This is a genomic window from Pseudofrankia inefficax, assembly GCF_000166135.1.
GTDB classification, from domain to species: Bacteria; Actinomycetota; Actinomycetes; order Frankiales; family Frankiaceae; genus Pseudofrankia; species Pseudofrankia inefficax.
In genome coordinates, this window is the sequence record NC_014666.1 from 6,095,911 (window position 1) to 6,111,650 (window position 15,740).

12 protein-coding genes and 1 tRNA gene are annotated in these 15,740 nt (G+C 72.7%); 4 read left to right on the forward strand and 9 right to left on the reverse strand.

Features of this window, described 5'->3' with window-relative positions; genetic code table 11:
* Positions 1–30: 30 nt before the first annotated feature.
* The 3 genes from FRAEUI1C_RS24590 to FRAEUI1C_RS24600 form a co-directional block, all read right to left on the reverse strand.
* On the reverse strand, positions 31–1,479 hold the full coding sequence (locus tag FRAEUI1C_RS24590; RefSeq protein ID WP_013426061.1) for a caspase, EACC1-associated type: 1,449 nt from the start codon (positions 1,477–1,479) through the stop codon (positions 31–33).
* Positions 1,457–1,861, reverse strand: a complete 405-nt coding sequence (locus FRAEUI1C_RS24595) for an effector-associated constant component EACC1 (protein ID WP_013426062.1) — start codon at positions 1,859–1,861, stop codon at positions 1,457–1,459. Before FRAEUI1C_RS24595 ends, FRAEUI1C_RS24590 begins: the two co-directional genes overlap by 23 nt.
* An 84-nt stretch (positions 1,862–1,945) precedes the next feature.
* On the reverse strand, positions 1,946–3,217 hold the full coding sequence (locus tag FRAEUI1C_RS24600; protein ID WP_013426063.1) for a sigma-54-dependent transcriptional regulator family protein: 1,272 nt from the start codon (positions 3,215–3,217) through the stop codon (positions 1,946–1,948).
* A gap of 300 nt (positions 3,218–3,517) precedes the next feature.
* Between FRAEUI1C_RS24600 and adh the strand changes: the two genes are divergently transcribed.
* Both adh and FRAEUI1C_RS24610 read left to right on the forward strand, forming a co-directional pair.
* A complete protein-coding gene (gene adh, locus FRAEUI1C_RS24605; protein WP_013426064.1) occupies positions 3,518–5,041 on the forward strand; it encodes an aldehyde dehydrogenase in 1,524 nt (507 codons plus the stop codon).
* A 48-nt stretch (positions 5,042–5,089) separates the two neighbouring features.
* Positions 5,090–5,590 (forward strand): DUF779 domain-containing protein, encoded by a 501-nt coding sequence (locus FRAEUI1C_RS24610; protein ID WP_013426065.1) that lies wholly within the window; start codon positions 5,090–5,092, stop codon positions 5,588–5,590.
* 160 nt (positions 5,591–5,750) lie between these two features.
* Here FRAEUI1C_RS24610 and FRAEUI1C_RS24615 read toward each other — a convergent pair whose 3' ends face one another.
* The 4 genes from FRAEUI1C_RS24615 to FRAEUI1C_RS24630 all read right to left on the reverse strand — a co-directional run bounded on the left by FRAEUI1C_RS24615 (position 5,751) and on the right by FRAEUI1C_RS24630 (position 11,667).
* Positions 5,751–6,695: a sulfite exporter TauE/SafE family protein gene (locus tag FRAEUI1C_RS24615; RefSeq protein WP_013426066.1), complete on the reverse strand. Its 945-nt coding sequence runs from the start codon at positions 6,693–6,695 to the stop codon at positions 5,751–5,753.
* A 42-nt stretch (positions 6,696–6,737) separates the two neighbouring features.
* Complete coding sequence (locus FRAEUI1C_RS24620; protein ID WP_013426067.1) at positions 6,738–7,823, reverse strand: lysylphosphatidylglycerol synthase transmembrane domain-containing protein; 1,086 nt, start codon at positions 7,821–7,823, stop codon at positions 6,738–6,740.
* A gap of 8 nt (positions 7,824–7,831) precedes the next feature.
* Complete coding sequence (locus FRAEUI1C_RS24625; protein WP_013426068.1) at positions 7,832–9,040, reverse strand: glycosyltransferase family 4 protein; 1,209 nt, start codon at positions 9,038–9,040, stop codon at positions 7,832–7,834.
* 290 nt (positions 9,041–9,330) lie between these two features.
* Positions 9,331–11,667, reverse strand: coding sequence for a phosphoinositide-specific phospholipase C-related protein (locus tag FRAEUI1C_RS24630; protein WP_157735029.1), 2,337 nt, complete (start codon positions 11,665–11,667; stop codon positions 9,331–9,333).
* Between the two features lie 151 nt (positions 11,668–11,818).
* On the opposite strand from FRAEUI1C_RS24630, the gene FRAEUI1C_RS24635 reads away from it, so the two are divergent.
* Together FRAEUI1C_RS24635 and FRAEUI1C_RS39775 are read left to right on the forward strand one after the other, a co-directional pair.
* Positions 11,819–12,553 (forward strand): DUF7873 family protein, encoded by a 735-nt coding sequence (locus FRAEUI1C_RS24635; RefSeq protein ID WP_013426070.1) that lies wholly within the window; start codon positions 11,819–11,821, stop codon positions 12,551–12,553.
* 216 nt (positions 12,554–12,769) lie between these two features.
* Positions 12,770–12,899 (forward strand) — tRNA-Met (locus FRAEUI1C_RS39775).
* 397 nt (positions 12,900–13,296) lie between these two features.
* Here the strand turns inward: FRAEUI1C_RS39775 and FRAEUI1C_RS24640 are convergent.
* Both FRAEUI1C_RS24640 and FRAEUI1C_RS38615 read right to left on the reverse strand, forming a co-directional pair.
* Entirely contained in the window at positions 13,297–14,493 is a 1,197-nt protein-coding gene (locus FRAEUI1C_RS24640; RefSeq protein WP_013426071.1) for a cytochrome P450, read from the reverse strand.
* 450 nt (positions 14,494–14,943) lie between these two features.
* Positions 14,944–15,702: an adenylate kinase family protein gene (locus FRAEUI1C_RS38615; RefSeq protein ID WP_232425113.1), complete on the reverse strand. Its 759-nt coding sequence runs from the start codon at positions 15,700–15,702 to the stop codon at positions 14,944–14,946.
* Positions 15,703–15,740: the final 38 nt, after the last annotated feature.

Consider the following 15,740-nt stretch of genomic DNA (forward strand, 5'->3'; position numbering starts at 1 on the left):
GTCCGCAGGCGAGGGCCGGGCTGCCCGGTGCTAGCTCCCCACCTCGACGGTGATCAGATGGTCGCCCCGCCCCTCGGCGCTCAGGTGCGGAACACCCTCGCCGGCCAGGCGCAGAATGGTTCCGTCCCGGGTTCCGGGCGCGATCCGGATCCGCCGCGTGCCGCCCTCCAGGGTGGCGACCGACGCGATCGTGCCCTTCGAGGCCTCGCGCCGCCGGAGCCGCAGCCGGGAGCGGATGTCGTCGCCCTCACGGGTGAACGTCGGGTGCGGGGTCTCGACAGCCTCGACGTAGAGGTCGCCGGGCTGACCCGCGCCAGGTCCGACCTCGCCCTCGCCGCCCAGTCGGATGCGCATACCGTTCTCGATCCCGGCCGGGATCCTGACCGTCAGGGTGCGCACGAGCGGGCGCCGCCCGGCACCCGCGCAGGTCGCGCAGGGGTTCAGGACCAGCAGCCCGGCGCCTTCGCACTGCTCGCAGAACGCATCGTCGGCGAGCAGCGCGCCGCGGCCAAGACAGGCCTCGCACGCGACCAGCCGCGGATCTCCGACCGAGCCGACCGTCGCGCAGTCCCCGCAGGGCACCGCGGTCTCCACCCGGAGGGTCTTCTCCTTCCCGAACGCGATCTCCTCGAGGGTGAGGTTCAGCGGCAGAACGGCGTCATTGCCGCGGAGCCGTTTCGGCCAGGGAGCCCGGCCGAGCGTGGGCGCGGCGGGGTCGCCGGGCGGCTTCACCCGGTGGTGGGCGTCGGCGACGAAGATCCGGTACTCCAGCTCCGCCCACATCCGCGGTGACTGGCGCACCCGGGCCTGGCGGAGGTATTCGTAGACGTGCTCGTAGAGCTCGTCCACGGCGATCTTCCCGTCGCCGTCCCGGTCCGCGTTCCCGGTGGCCAGGCCGTTGACGATGGCGGCCGTGAAGCGGGACGGCTCGGGTTCGAGGCTGCGGGCGTTGTCGCCCTCCCAGGCGTACTCCGTCCGGCTGGTGGCGGTCAGCACGGCCCGCCCGAAGCCGGAGAGCTGGCCCTGGAGGTCGACCCCGTCGTCGCCCTTCGCGCCGGCCATGAAGGCCCCGCTGAAACAGCAGTCCAGCAGCAGGACGATCGAACGGGCGCGGCACCGCCGCATCTGCTCGTGGACGAAGGCCGCCGACATCGCGGTCGAGCCGAGGAAGTTCTTGTTCGTGTTCGTCGCGGCGAAGTAGAGCTCGCCATCGTCGTTCTTCAGGCCATGGCAGGACAGGTGGACGAGGAGCAGGTCGTCACGGTTGCGGCCGTAGAAGAACTCCTCGACGCGCTGGGCGATCTCGTACGAGCGGCCGTCGATGACCTTGGAGACGTTGAACCGGCCGATCGCCGGGTCCGCGAGCAGACGTTCGAGCTCCTGCGCGTCCCGGCTCGGCGATCGCAGCTGGGCGAGAACCGGGCTGTCGTAGCGCCCGGTCGCGATCAGCAGCGCGTCACGCGCCGGCGCGGCTGCCATCGGCCGGGGTCTCGCGCTCACGGATGCGGGTGACGAAGGCGTCGGCGAGCTGCCGCTGGATCTGCGGGGAGACCCCGTCCAGCTCGATCTCGTCGTCGCCGACGGTGAGACGGACGGACCGCGCCGACCGGCTCGTCAGCCACGCCTCGACGGTGCGGACGACCGCGTCGAGCACGAGCGGGGCGGCCGTGACGACCACGGCGCCCAGCTCAGCGGCGCCGCCAGCCTTGGCGCCGGCCGGCCCGGCCGTGCCCTGCGCCGGCACGACGTCGTCGACGTCCAGCTCCAGCAGCCGTTGGCGCAGCTGAGCGGTCAGGGTCTCGCGTTCGTCGTCGTCCTCGGCGTCCACCACGATCAGGACGCGGACCGCGTTGCTGGGCATGGTCCCCCTAGAGCCCGTTTCGGCGATCTTACCGGGATTGCCGCCGTCCCAGGGTTCGCCTTCGGGCCCTCCGCCGGATCGCCGCTAGTGGGCCGCGAGCTCGCGGTGCAGCAGGCCGACCCGGGCGGTGGCCCGGTCCCGGTCGGGGCCGGGCGGCAGGAGCCGGCGGCAGGCCTCCCAGACGTCGAGGTCGTCCTCGCCGGCCGGGCCGTCGGCCCAGCGCAGCAGCAGCGCCGGGTCGCGCCGGCGCAGCAGGCCGACCCGCACCTCGGCGCGCAGCCGGTCGCGCAGCACCGCGACCGCTGGCGCGGCCGAGCGCGGCAGCAACTGCCCGGCCCACCGGTCGAGGACGGCCGGATGGTCTCCGGCGGCGAGGAGCCGGCGCAGCTCGGCGACGTCGGTGTGCAGCGTGCCGACGAGGCGGTAGGGCCGCGACTCCACCAGACCGGGCCCGACGACGCGGCGCAGCCGGGACAGCTCGGCCCGGATGGTCACGGGGTCCAGCGCGCGCTCGTCGACCGCGGCGGCCAGCTCGCCGGCGGTCAGGCCGTCGGGATGCTCGGCCAGCAGCAGGAGCAGCTCGGCGTGGCGCGGGGTGACCGGCACCCGACGGCCGGCGACGACGAGCACCGGCGCGTCCGGGCAGGCGACCTGCAGCCGGTTGCCCGCCGGCACGTCATGGTCGGTGCCGGGGTCGGTCAGGCGCCGGATCAACAGCTCGCGCTCGGCGGCGGCGACCGTCGCGGAGATCAGCGCGAGCACCGCGGGCGACGCGGCCCGCCCGTCCCCCGTGACGTCGACGGCGCCGAGGACCCGGTGGTCGGCCGGGTCGTGCACCGGGCTCGCTGAGCAGCTCCACGGCCGGACGGTGCGGACCCAGTGCTCGGCGGCGGCGACCCGCGCCACGCCGTCGATGGCGAGCGCGAGCCCTGGGGCGTTCGTGCCGGCGTGGGCCTCGTCCCAGCCGGCACCGGCCAGGAAGCCCATCTCCTCGGCCCGGCCGCGCACCAGGTTGTCGCCCTCGACCCAGAGCAAGGTTCCGTCGGCGTCGCTGACCGCGACGATCAGCCCGTCGGCGCCGGCCCGCGCGACGAGCAGGTCACGGACCAGTGGCAGGACGGCGGCGAGGGGATGGGCCGCCCGCGCGGCCCGCAGCCGTTCCCCGGCCAGCCGCAGCGGCGGGGAGTTGCGCTCCGGGTCCACGCCGAACGACCGGGACCGGGCCCACGAGTCGACGACCGTGCGCCGGACGGCGGGGCGCGGCGGGCGCGTGGCAGCGAGGGGCAGCGGCGCGCCCGCCGCGACCGCCTCGTGTGCCTGCCGCACCAGCCGTGGCGCGGCCGCCTCTTCCGTCACGCTCGATCACCGCTTCGATCGAAGCGACTCCACCGGGAGCCATATGACGGGGATCACACTACGCCGCGGTCGTCCGCGCCGAAACCGTCCCGTCACGTGACGGGACCGGACAATGGCCCGTTCCGGTCATCGCCGGTCGCCTCGCGCCGAGGCGGCACGGCAGCCGGTCTGGCAACGGGATTGCAACGTCGGCGTGGCTAGCGTCCGGGACGCACCACGGCCCAGGGCCGCGGGACCCGGTGAGGCCCGCGCGGTCCTCGGCTGGCAGCGGCACCAGTCCTACGTCAGGAAGGACGCGCGATGGCCGTCTTCGCCCGTCCGGGGCAGCCCGGTTCTCCCGTCAGCTACGCGTCGCGCTACGACAACATCATCGGGGGCGAGTACACCCCGCCGGTCAAGGGCCGGTACTTCGAGAACCCGAGCCCGGTCACCGGGGAGACGTTCACCGAGATCGCCCGGTCCAGCGCCGAGGACATCGAGCTGGCGCTGGACGCCGCCCACGCCGCCGCGCCCGGCTGGGGCCGCACCTCCGCGGCCGACCGCGCGCTCGTGCTCAACCGGATCGCCGACCGGATGGAGCAGAACCTGGAGAAGCTCGCCGTCGCGGAGAGCTGGGACAACGGCAAGCCGGTCCGGGAGACGCTGGCCGCGGACATCCCGCTGGCCATCGACCACTTCCGCTACTTCGCCGGGGCGATCCGCGCCCAGGAGGGGTCGCTGTCGGAGATCGACGCCGACACCGTGGCCTACCACTTCCAGGAGCCGCTGGGCGTCGTCGGGCAGATCATCCCGTGGAACTTCCCGATCCTGATGGCGGTCTGGAAGCTCGCGCCCGCGCTCGCGGCCGGCAACGCCGTCGTGCTCAAGCCGGCCGAGCAGACCCCCGCCTCGATCAACATCCTGTGGGACCTCATCGCCGACCTCGTCCCGCCGGGCGTGCTGAACGTCGTCCAGGGCTTCGGCGTGGAGGCGGGCAAGCCGCTCGCGTCGTCGAGCCGGATCGCCAAGATCGCCTTCACCGGCGAGACGACGACCGGCCGGCTGATCATGCAGTACGCGAGCCAGAACCTGATCCCGGTGACGCTGGAGCTCGGCGGCAAGAGCCCGAACATCTTCTTCGCCGACGTGGCCGCGGCGGACGACGACTTCCACGACAAGGCGCTCGAGGGCTTCACCATGTTCGCCCTCAACCAGGGCGAGGTCTGCACCTGCCCGAGCCGGGCGCTCATCCAGCGCTCGATCTACGACGACTTCCTGGACAAGGCCGCCATCCGGACCAAGGCCGTCCGGCAGGGCAATCCGCTGGACACCGACACCATGATCGGCGCCCAGGCCAGCACCGACCAGCTGGAGAAGATCCTCTCCTACATCGACATCGGGAAGAAGGAGGGCGCCCGGGTGGTGCTCGGCGGCGAGCGCGCCGAGCTCGGCGGCGACCTGGCCGGCGGCTACTACGTCCAGCCCACGATCTTCTCGGGCGACAACGGGATGCGGATCTTCCAGGAGGAGATCTTCGGCCCGGTCGTCTCCGTGGCCGCGTTCGACGACTACGCCGACGCCATCAAGATTGCCAACGACACCCTCTACGGCCTCGGCGCCGGCGTGTGGACCCGCGACACGAACACCGCCTACCGGGCCGGCCGTGAGATCAAGGCGGGCCGGGTCTGGACGAACTGCTACCACCTCTACCCGGCGCACGCGGCGTTCGGCGGGTACAAGCAGTCCGGCATCGGGCGGGAGAACCATCTCGCGATGCTCGACCACTACCAGCAGACCAAGAACCTGCTGGTCTCCTACTCCCCCAAGGCGATGGGCTTCTTCTAACCCGCCCGACCAGCACCCCCGTTCGACCAGTACCCCCGGGAGGCCGTCATGGGCCAGGTTCGTCGGGTCGACGCGACGCCCGCCGCCGCGGCGATGCTCCGGTCGCTGACGGCGGCGCACGGCCCGCTGATGATCCATCAGTCCGGCGGGTGCTGTGACGGCTCCTCGCCGATGTGCTACCCGCGCGGCGAGTTCCTCGTCGGGGACGGGGACGTCCTGCTCGGCGTCCTCGACCTCGACGACACCGCGAGCCTCGCCGAGCCGGCGGCCCCGGCCAGTCCACCGGGGCGCGGCCCCGGCTCGGTGGACTGGCCGGACGACCCGGGGCCCTCCGGCGCCACCGTGCCGGTCCACATCGGCGGCGCACAGTTCGCGTACTGGTCGCATACCCGGCTCACGATCGACCTCGTCAGGGGCCGCGGCGGTGGCTTCAGCCTCGAAGCGCCGGAGGGCTACCGGTTCCTGACCCGCTCCCGCCTGTTCACCGAGGACGAGGCCGAGGCGCTGGAGGCGGCCGGCCCGCCGGCCCGCGGCCCGTTCGTCCCCTGAGGGACCGGTGCCACCTCCGACCGGCTTCGCCCGGCCCCTGCATCCCTTGATCGCCGTTTCCGCCCTCTGATGGTCGTAACCGGAACCGGTTCGTAGCCACCAGAGGGCGAAAACGGCGATCAAGGCGGGGGCAGACCTCGGGGGTCACGGAGCGACCGGATCAGGCGTAATCCCGGACGAACAGGATGACCGCGACGGCCAGGCCGAGGGTGATGACGCCCCGGCGCAGCCACAGCGGCGACAGCAGGCGGGCGACCCTGGCGCCCAGGACCCCGCCCGCGGCCGACGTGACGACGAGGATGCCCGCGTAGGCCCAGGCGACCTGGGCGCTGGCCAGGAAGACGATCACGCCGACCGCGTTGACGATGAACGACAGCAGCGTCTTGAGCGCGTTGGTGCGCTGCAGGTCGTCGACGAGCAGGATGCCCATCACCGCGAGCAGCAGGACGCCCAGGCCCGCGCCGAAGTACGAGCCGTAGGCACCGGCGACGAACACCCCGACCCGGGTCGGCCAGGTGACCGGCCGGGCTGCGCCAGCCACGGTGACGGCCGGCTGCGCCGGGGCCACCGCCGTCCCGACCGGGGCCGTCGCCGTCCCGGCGCCAGCCGGCTCCGCCGCGCCGACGGCACGTGCCGCGGGGCCCGTGTCCTGTGCCGCGGCCGGCCCCGGAGCCTGGGCAGCCGCCAGGGCCTCCTCCAAGGCCACGGCCTTGGCCGCGCGGCGGCGCGCGACGACTCCGGACAGCTTCGACTGGCTGGCCAGCAGCAGGCAGGCGATGAGGACGAGGAACGGCACCGCGGTCTTGAAGCTGTCCTTCGGCGTCACCAGCAGGATGACCGCGCCGACGATCCCGCCGAGGACCGCGGCCGGGGCGAGTGCCCGCAGCCGGGGCAGCTGCCCGGACAGCTCACGCCGGTAGCCGAGCGCGCCACCCGCGTAGCCGGTGACCAGCCCGGTCGACGAGGTGATGTTGGCGGTGACGGCTGGCAGCCCGGCGGCCAGCAGGGCCGGGAAGGCGATCAGTGTGCCTCCGCCGGCGACCGCGTTGACGGCACCGGCGGCAAGCCCCGCGCCGGCCGTCAACAGCGCGTCCATTCCGTTCACGGATTTACCCTATGCGGCGCAGTGCGGCGCGCTGGGCCGTCGTCAGAGGACGCGGGTGCGAATCAGCACGCCGCAGACAGCGGCGGACGGCGCCATCGGCAGCCAGGAGGTGAGCAGCCGGTAGCCGAGGACGGCCGCGATCGCCGTCGTCGTCGGCGCCCCGGCGCCGGTGAGCAGTGCCGTCAGCGCCGCGTCCAGGCCGCCGAAGCCACCGGGCGACGGGATGATCGCCGACAGCGCGCTGGCGACCAGATAGACCGGGATGATCTTCCCGGCACCGAGTGGCGCGTGCAGCGCCGCGGCGATGGCGCACAGGGTGGCGGCGTGCAGCATCGGGATCGCGATCGAGCCGCCCCACAGCAGCGCCGCGCGGCTGGTGCTGCCGCTGCCCGCCAGCAGGGCGCGCTGTTCGACCACGCGCCGGGCACCCCTCCGTACCAGCCGGCGGACCTTCGGCACGCAGGCGGCGGCGACCACCAGGACGCCCAGCGCCGCCAGCAGGTAGCCGGTCTGGCCGGGGATGCCCAGCTGTGGCAACGGAACGGCCCCGCACACCAGGAGGATCACGAGTACCACCGCGTGCGGCAATGCCCCGGCCGTCGCGTTGGCGGCGGTCGCGGCGACCGCCTCGGCCATCGAGAACCCGCGGCGCAGCAGGTAACGGGTCTGCAGGGCGGCGACGCCCATGCCGGCGGGTACGAGCACGTTCGGCAGGATGCCGGCGATCTGGACGGCGACGAGCTGGCCGAACGGGAGGTTCCGGGCGACCGCGCCCTTCATGCTGGCGGCCGCGGCGATGTAGGTCGCGCACGCGGCGATCACCGCGACGATGAGCCATTCGCCGTCGGCCGACTTGCAGGCCTCGAACGCCGCCACGAGCTCGTGGCGGTGGGTTCCCAGCCAGATCGCGCCGATGGCGGGCGCGACCACGCTGAGCGCCGCCATGATCCGTTTGGACCGACGCGACCGGGTGGACGCCCCGGCGGGCTGGTCCGCCGCGTCCTGCGCGGGCGGGTCCGTCGGGAGCGCCTCCACCAGCGGCTCGTCGGTCAGCGCCGCGTACGGGAGGGCGGACGGGAACGCGGCAACCAGCGCCGTCGCCGGCTGGGCCGACTCGTCAGGCTCCATCGTCGTGCCTACACGTGGTCCTGAGTCGCGGGCTCACCGACCGGCGCGGAGCCGACCAGCGGAGCCCCCGGCGCACGCGGCGGTGTGGCCTCGGCCGGCCCGGCGGCGAGCAGCGTCGCGAGGCGGGCACCGAGGTGCTCCCAGGTCCAGGCCGAGCTCATCCACGTCCGGCCGGCCGCGCCCAGCTGGCGCGCCCGGTCCGGGTCCGCGAACAGCTCGTCGACGGCGCGGGCCACCGCGGCGACATCCGTCCCGTCCACGACCACTCCGCTCTCACCAGGGATCACCACTTCGGGCGCACCCCCGTGCCGGCCGGTGATGACCGGCTTGCCGGTTGCCGCCGCTTCCAGCGACGACAGCCCGAGCCCCTCAAGGTCGAGCCCGCCCTTGCGCGGACGCGACGGCATCGCGAAGACGTCGGCCGCGTCCAGGTAGGCGGGTAGTTCCTCTTCAGCAACCGGGCCGGTGAAGACGACATTCCCGGTGACCCCGGCCGACGCCGCGATCCGGCGCAGCCGAGCGGCGTCGCGACCCTGGCCGACGACGACGAGCAGCGCGTCCGGATGGTGGCGCAGCACCGAGGGCAACCCCCTGATGAGGACGTCCTGGCCCTTGCGAGGGACCAGGCGGGCAACACACGTCACGATAGGCCGTCCGCCCCAGCCGTGCCTACGTCGCAGCTCGTCACCACCGGCGCCCGGGTGGAACCGGTCGATGTCGACCCCGCCGGTGAGCCGCTCGAACCGGGTGCCCTTCGGGGCGACCTTGCTGAGCCGGCGCAGCGTCACGTCGGTCAGATGGGTGACGACGTCGGCCTTGCCCGCCACCGACCGCACCAGCTGGTAGCCGTAGGGCAGGTGTGACCAGCCGTACTCGTGGCCGTGGGTGGACGAGACCACCCACTCGACGCCCGCCCGGCGCAGCGCCGGGGCGATCATCCCGCGCGGCGTGCCGGCCGGGAACCAGGCGGCCGTGCACCCTTCCGCCCGCGCGATCTTGCCGATGGCCGGGCCGACCCCGGGCAGCCGCAGGTTCGCCGCCGGATGCCGGACGATCTCGAAAGGCGCGTCGGCGTCGAGCTTCGGCGCGTCCGGATGCGGCGGCGCGACGACCAGGACCTTGTCCCTCGGCAGCATGGCGGCAAAGCAGTACGCGAAGGTCTGAATGCCACCCATCACCGGCGGAAACTTGTCCGCGACGATCAGCGTTCGGTGCATGGACAGTGTCTGCCGCCTTTCGGCGGACGGCGCGTCATGTCCGCGTTGGCTGATGGACGGCCGCTGGTCAGGCCCAGGAAACCGCCCGGTTGGACATACCGGAAGATACCCTGTGCCCGCTCCTGAACAGCGGCGGACGTGCCGCCGTTGTGGCCTTTTCCATCTCCGGCGGCGTCACCGCACCGGCCTTGTCACCGGACGTGCCGAGCGGCCCGCGCACCCCGCCCGCCCCTGCGCTGGGCGCTCTCGCCCGGGTCGGCTCCGGTGCCTGAGCGGTTCACTCCGCCGGGTCAGGCCCGGCCGGAACCGGGTGCCAGGCCGTTGAGGATGTCGATCGCGTGCGTCAGGTCGCCGATGTTGACGAAGTCGACGGCGACGAAGTTCGGCCGGCGGTGACGGACGTCCTCGCAGGTGCTGGCCCGGGCGACGACGGTGGCGCTGGCGTTGTCGGCGAGCGCGGCCCGCCGGCTCGGGGCGGCCGTCGTCAGCCAGTGGTTGACCAGCAGCAGCCTGGCGTCCGCCGACCCTCGCTTCACCGCGCAGCCGGTCAGGTCTGTCGCGGTGCGGGCGTCGAACGGCGTGTCCGAGCCGTAGCGGTAGAACGACCGCAGGAAGCTGCCCGGCGTGTCCTGGCTCTCGGTGAACATGACCAGCCGGTGGCCGGAGCTGATCATCTGCCCCAGCGTCGGCCAGGCGCCGCCCGGGTCGGCGGGCGGGGTGAGCACGGTCTTCCCGAGCCCCGCGGCCTCGACCGCGCCGATGATCTCGCTGGCCGGCGCCTCGTCCTGGATGATGACCGTGACGACCTCGGTCGGGTTCCGGTTGAGCCAGTCCCCGATCGCGCGCAGCTGCGCGGTGAAGTCGATCGCGCCGAGCTGGCACATGTCGTGGCAGAGCCACAGACCGGGCCGGGTGGACAGGGCCCCGCGGGTCAGCGGCTCCAGCGCCGTGCGTTCCGACGGGCTGAGCGCGGCGAGGGCCGTCTGGACCTCCGCGGGGGTCGTCCAGTGGTGCACGTCGATCAGCAGGCCGCGCACGCCGAGGTCGAGCTGGTGGACGATCGACGGGTCCTGCCCGGCGCCGAGGAACTGGTCCTCGCTGTCGGCCATCGCGTTGTGGCTGGCCGCGTAGCTGACCTCGTCGTAGTGCCGGTCGCACAGGCGGGCCGAGCCCTCGCACACCACCCGGGCGTCCGCCGCGGCGCCGGGGAACGCCGCCCAGGTGACCGCGATCAGCGTCGGGATGACCACGACGGTCGTGGCGACCACCCGGCGCCACCGGGCGTGGCGCTCCAGCCGGGCGGACAGCGCGACCAGCAGCGACACGCCGGTGATCGCGCCGCCGAGCACCAGCATCCAGATGGTCAGCCGCAGGAAGTCGCTCTCGATGCCGCGGTAGGCGGTGGCGCCGAAGTCGGTGAGCACGTGCGCGGCGCCGGGCGGCAGCTTCGAGCCGGGCTTGTCCAGCGCGGTCAGCGGGTTCGGCAGCGTCAGGCGCATCACCACGCCCAGCAGCAGCGAACCGGCCCCGGCGGCGAGCGCCGTGTAGCCGACGGCCCGGACCGGTGACCGGCCGCGGCCCCGGGCGATCGTGACCACGCCCACCAGCCCGCCGAACATCGCCAGCACGCAGGCCAGGATGATCACGGGCAGCCGCTGGGACAGGTCGTGCAGCCGCTCGACCGCCCGGATCGTCGGTTTGTGGCCCAGGTCCGACAGCGACACCCCGAGGTCGAGCACGGTCCCGTCGACCAGCTTGCCGCGCAGCTGCGCGATGGCCTGGTCGTCGCCTCGGAACAGCGGCGGCCCGAGGACCGCCAGCGCCCCGGCGACGTCACCCTGCAGCAGCAGGGCCCGGGCGGGCGCCTCGACGGTGGCCCTGGTCGCCGGGTCGAGCCGGGTGAGCACCGCGTCGAGGACCAGGTCGACGTCCTGCGGGCGCAGTCGCATCGTCGGCAGGTTCGTCGGCGGCTTGCCCGCGGCGACGGCGTCGAGCGCGGCGAGCACACCGTCGGTGAAGTCGGTGACGCTCGACACCTGGTAGGTGGCGCCCGCGCCGAGCTCGCCGGCGATGTACCGGTTGGCGAGGCCCGAGATGTTCGCGAACAGCGGGCGCAGGTCGGCGGTGAGCACGACGTTGTTCTGGTCGCCCCGCAGGTAGCCGACGATCCGGTCGATCTGCTCGTCCGTCAGGCCCTCGACCGTGGACGGCGGCAGCACCGTCCGCAGGTTCGCCGTGATCAGCGTGCGGTCGATCGGGAGGCCGGCCATCAGGTCGTCGACGGCGGGGTCGGGCAGGATCTCGGTGTAGATCCGGTCGTAGGCGTGCACCCGGGTGAGGCCCTGGGTGTAGTAGTCCGGCGACAGCACGGTGGCGCGCACGGTCAGGATCACCAGCAGCGGCAGCCACGAGAGCACCACGAGCAGGGTCAGCGCCGCCTGGGCCAGCAGCCACCAGCGGGTGTCGTCGCGGCCGGACCGGCGGGCGAGCCCGAGCCGCACCCGGCCTCCGCCGCGGACGCCGCGCCGGTCCGGGTCCTCGAGGCCGGCAGTCGGCGGCTCGCCCGCGGCCGGCGGCTCACCCGTCGACGGCGGTGCCTTTGTCCCGTTCCGTTGCCCGAGCCGCACATGCCCCAACCTACCGAGATCTCCGGCCTTCGATGATGACGTCCCGGCCAGCGCATTCGGCGAAAACCGGTTCGGACATTTCCCTACATAGCGGTAGAGTGACGCCATTCTGAAGATCGAGATCTAGCCGTTCCAGCCCGGAGACAGTGCCGTGACCAAGCTGAACCAGATCATCGCCATCGAGAAGGGCGTCAAGGCCCGCGCCGGCCGCGAGGTCACCGACCTGCAGAGCTCCACCCAGAAGGACGCGCTGCTCGCCGGCATCAGCCGCACATACCAGCCGCGCGACGAGGACGGCGACCAGCTTCCGGCCGAGGGCACGAAGGTCCAGGTCCGGGTCGAGGAGGTGCTGGCGCAGCTCTCGTCCGTGCTGGTCCGGCTGCTCGACGTGGTCGCCACCAAGGACATCGCCAACTGCGCGGCGAAGGCCGACGTCGTCGTCGACGGTGTGCCGCTGCTGCGCGACGTCCCGGTGTCCTACCTGCTCTTCCTGGAGAAGCAGCTCACCGACCTGCAGGCGTTCCTGGCGAAGCTGCCGGTGCTCGACCCGGCCGAGGACTGGTCCTGGGACGCGGCCGCCGGCGTCTACCGCACGCCGACGACGCGGACCGTGCGGTCGCGCAAGGTGCCGAAGGTGCTGGTCAAGTACGAGGCGACCGAGCACCACCCGGCGCAGACCGAGGTGTTCACGGTCGACGAGCCGGTCGGTGACTGGGCGACGGTGAAGTTCTCCGGCGCGCTGCCGGCCGAGCGGCGCACGCAGCTGCTGGACCGGGTCGTGCGGCTCGCGGAGGCCGTCAAGGTCGCCCGCGAGTCCGCGAACCTGTTCGACGTGACCGACCAGACCGTGGGCCGGCCGGTGTTCGACTACCTGTTCGCCCGATAGGCCCTGTTCACCCTGCTCGCCCGATAGGCCCGGCCGTCGGCCCGCCGCCCCGCCAGTGCCGCATCCGACAAGGCTGGCCTCGACCCGAGACCAGCAAGATCGCTGTTTTCGCCCTCGCGTGGCTGTAACCGCAGCAGTTTTGTAGCCACGTGAGGGCCAAAACGACGATCAAGCCAGCTGGCCGACCTGGCCGGACCCCGCGCTAGTCTCGGCGGCGGGCCGGTTGGCCCCTGATCTCCCGCCTGGAGCGGCGGGATGCGCCCACCATTGGGCGTGAAAGCTGAGACTCATACTCAAGATGACGACGGACGGTGTCAGTGGGGGTTCGACTCCCCCTCCCGGCTCACACCCGCCGGGATAGCCCAATGGCAGAGGCAGCCGGCCATGATTCTTAGTCTCTCGCTCCACAACTCAACACCGGGCCACCTCGCCAGACCGACCGACGGCCGGCAATCTCAGTCGAGGCCGCGGGTTCGACCCCCGCGCGGCGCTCCAACACGCGCCGCTAGCTCAATAGGCAGAGCGCGACTACTCCAGTCTGACCGGCCGCACCAACCTGGCCTGGCGTACGCATGGTGGCCACCCTCGGGGCCCAGGGAAGGGTAATCCCTGGGCTCCACCAATCTTCCCGCTCTTCGCGGGCGGGCCGGAACGCGCGGGACCCCGGCGCAGATCCGCGCCGGGGTCCCGATCCAGGTAGCTCAAGTCGTGTCGCTCACGCCACGTAGCTCACACCGGGTAGCTCAGACCGCGATGGCGGCACCCCTGGTAGCGAACGGGAGGTTGGCGGCGCCTCGGACGTTGGACGAGACCTTCATGACCGCGCGGGTCGGGTCGGCCACGAAGTCCGGGAAGCGTCGGAGGACCTCCTCCAGGGCGACCCTGACCTCCAGCCGGGCCAGGTGGGCACCGAGGCAGCGGTGGATGCCGAAGCCGAAGAACACCGTCGACGGCTCGTCCCGGCGGTCCAGGTCGAACACGTCCGGATTCTCGTAGACCCGCTCGTCACGCAGCGCCGAACCGGTGATCAGCATGACCCGGTCACCGGCCGGGATCGTGACGCCGTGCAGGTCGACGTCCCGTTTCGTGGTCCGGCCCTGGAGCTGCGACGGCGCGTCGAAACGGAGCGTCTCGCCGGCCGCCCGGTCGTAACGGCTCGGATCCGCCAGCAGCAGGCGGCGCTGCTCGGGGAACCGGGTCAACGCCATCAGCCCGTTCGGGATGGCCTTGGCGACCGTCTCATGGCCGGCCACGCTCAGCTCGATGAACCGGAAGGCGATCTCGTCGTCGTCCATCGCCCGGGTGGCGCCGTCCTCGTCGTCGGCGACCTCGGTCTCGATCAGCAGGCTGATCGGGTCGCCGGTCGGCTTCTTGCGCCGCTCGGCCACCAGCGAGAGGTAGAGGTTGAGCAGCGTCCCCGCGCTCTCGGCGAAGACCTGCTCGTCGTCGGCGCCGTCGCCGCGCGACAGCATCGCGTCGGCGGCCTCGTTGACGGTCGCGCGGTGCTCCTCGGGGATGCCGAGCAGCTCGCTGATCACGTCCAGCGGGAGGGTGACCGAGAACTCACGGACGATGTCGAACTCGTCGGAGTCGGCGAAACGGTCGAGCAGTTCGCCGGCCCGACGGCGGATGTAGGGCTCCAGGTCCAGCATCCGGCGCGGCGTGAACACCTTGCCGACGATCTTGCGGTGCCACCGGTGTTCCGGCGGATCCCGGAGAATGATCATCGGCGAGCCGGCCTCGGTGCCCTCGATCGTGACGCCACCGGCGCTGGAGTACGTGTCCCAGTCGTTGTGGGCGGCCAGCACGTCGGCGTGCCGGGACAGCGCCCAGAACTTCAGGTCAGGGTTGTGGAAGACGGGCGCCTCGTCCCGCAGCGCGCGGTACACCGGGTAAGGGTCGCGATACGTCGCAAGGTCGTACGGGTTGAACTCGACCATCCGCGCTCCCGAACAGATACCGGGCCACGCGGCGCTACGACCCGACGCACGCCCGGACGAGAAGGAGACCGCGCACCGCGGCCGCGGTGTCGCGCCAGGGCCCGAACTCGACCCTAATGAGCATAAAGTATCCAATCTTCGATCCCAGAGCAAGGCCCAAGCCCCTCGGGAGCGCCCAAAACGCCACGGATCCGGGCGACAGGACCGCACGACGCCCAGCTCCCGAGCGGCCAACCCGCGAAGGTCAGCACGGCACAGTGATCGCCGTTTCCGCCCTCGGACGGTCGTGAAGCGGGCCTGGTCGCAACCGCTTGAGAGCCAAACTCGCAATCCTGATCAAGAGACCGACCGCCGGGATCGTCGCAGCGGGAGGCCAGGAGATCAGACTGCCCGGCTCACAGATCGGCAACGGCCCACAGGCCGAACGGCCCGGTCCGGCTGCCTGGTGCGTCAGGCCAGGGAGGCGAGGACGGACTCAATGCGGGCTGCCACGTCGTCGGGGGTGCCTGAGCCGTCGATGGTGCGCAGGAGGCCGGCGCGGGCGTAGTAGGCGCGCAAGGGGGCCGTTCGTTCGGCGAAGACCTTGAGGCGGCGCTTGGCCGTCTCCTCGTTGTCGTCGAGGCGGTCCTCCGTGCTGGAGCGGTGGCTGATCCGGCGCAGCACGGTCGACTCGTCGACGTCGAGGTCGAGGACGACGTCCACGGCGCGGGCCGTCCCGGCGCAGTCGACCGGGGGCAGCCGAAGCTCCTGCGTCGTCTCGCGGTACGCCTCCAGGGCGGCGCCGAACCGGGCGTCGAACGCCTCGGCCTGGGCGACCGTCCGGGGGAAGCCGTCGAGCAGGAAGCCGCGGCACACGTCGGCGGCGACCGGCACCGGGGCGTACGCGCCCGGCCCGGCCAGGGCGGACAGCGGCACGGCGGCGGCGACCGGGGTGCTGGCGGCCAGGGCGGCCACGGGCTCGTGGTCGAGCACGGCGGCGGCGGACGAGCCGAACAGGCGGTCCGCGACCAGGTCGAGCACGAGCTCGTCGGGAACCAGCTCGCCGGAGCGGACGAACTCCTCGGCGCGACGGCCGAGTGGTGAACCAGCGGCGATCTCCGCGTCGAGCAGCCGGCCCGTGGAGATCGCCGGGATGCCGTGGCGGGAGCTGATCCGTGCGGCCTGCGTGCCTTTTCCTGAGCCCGGGGGTCCGAGCAGCACGACTCTCACCGAATGGACGCTACCGCGCACCAATCCCCCACATAGCT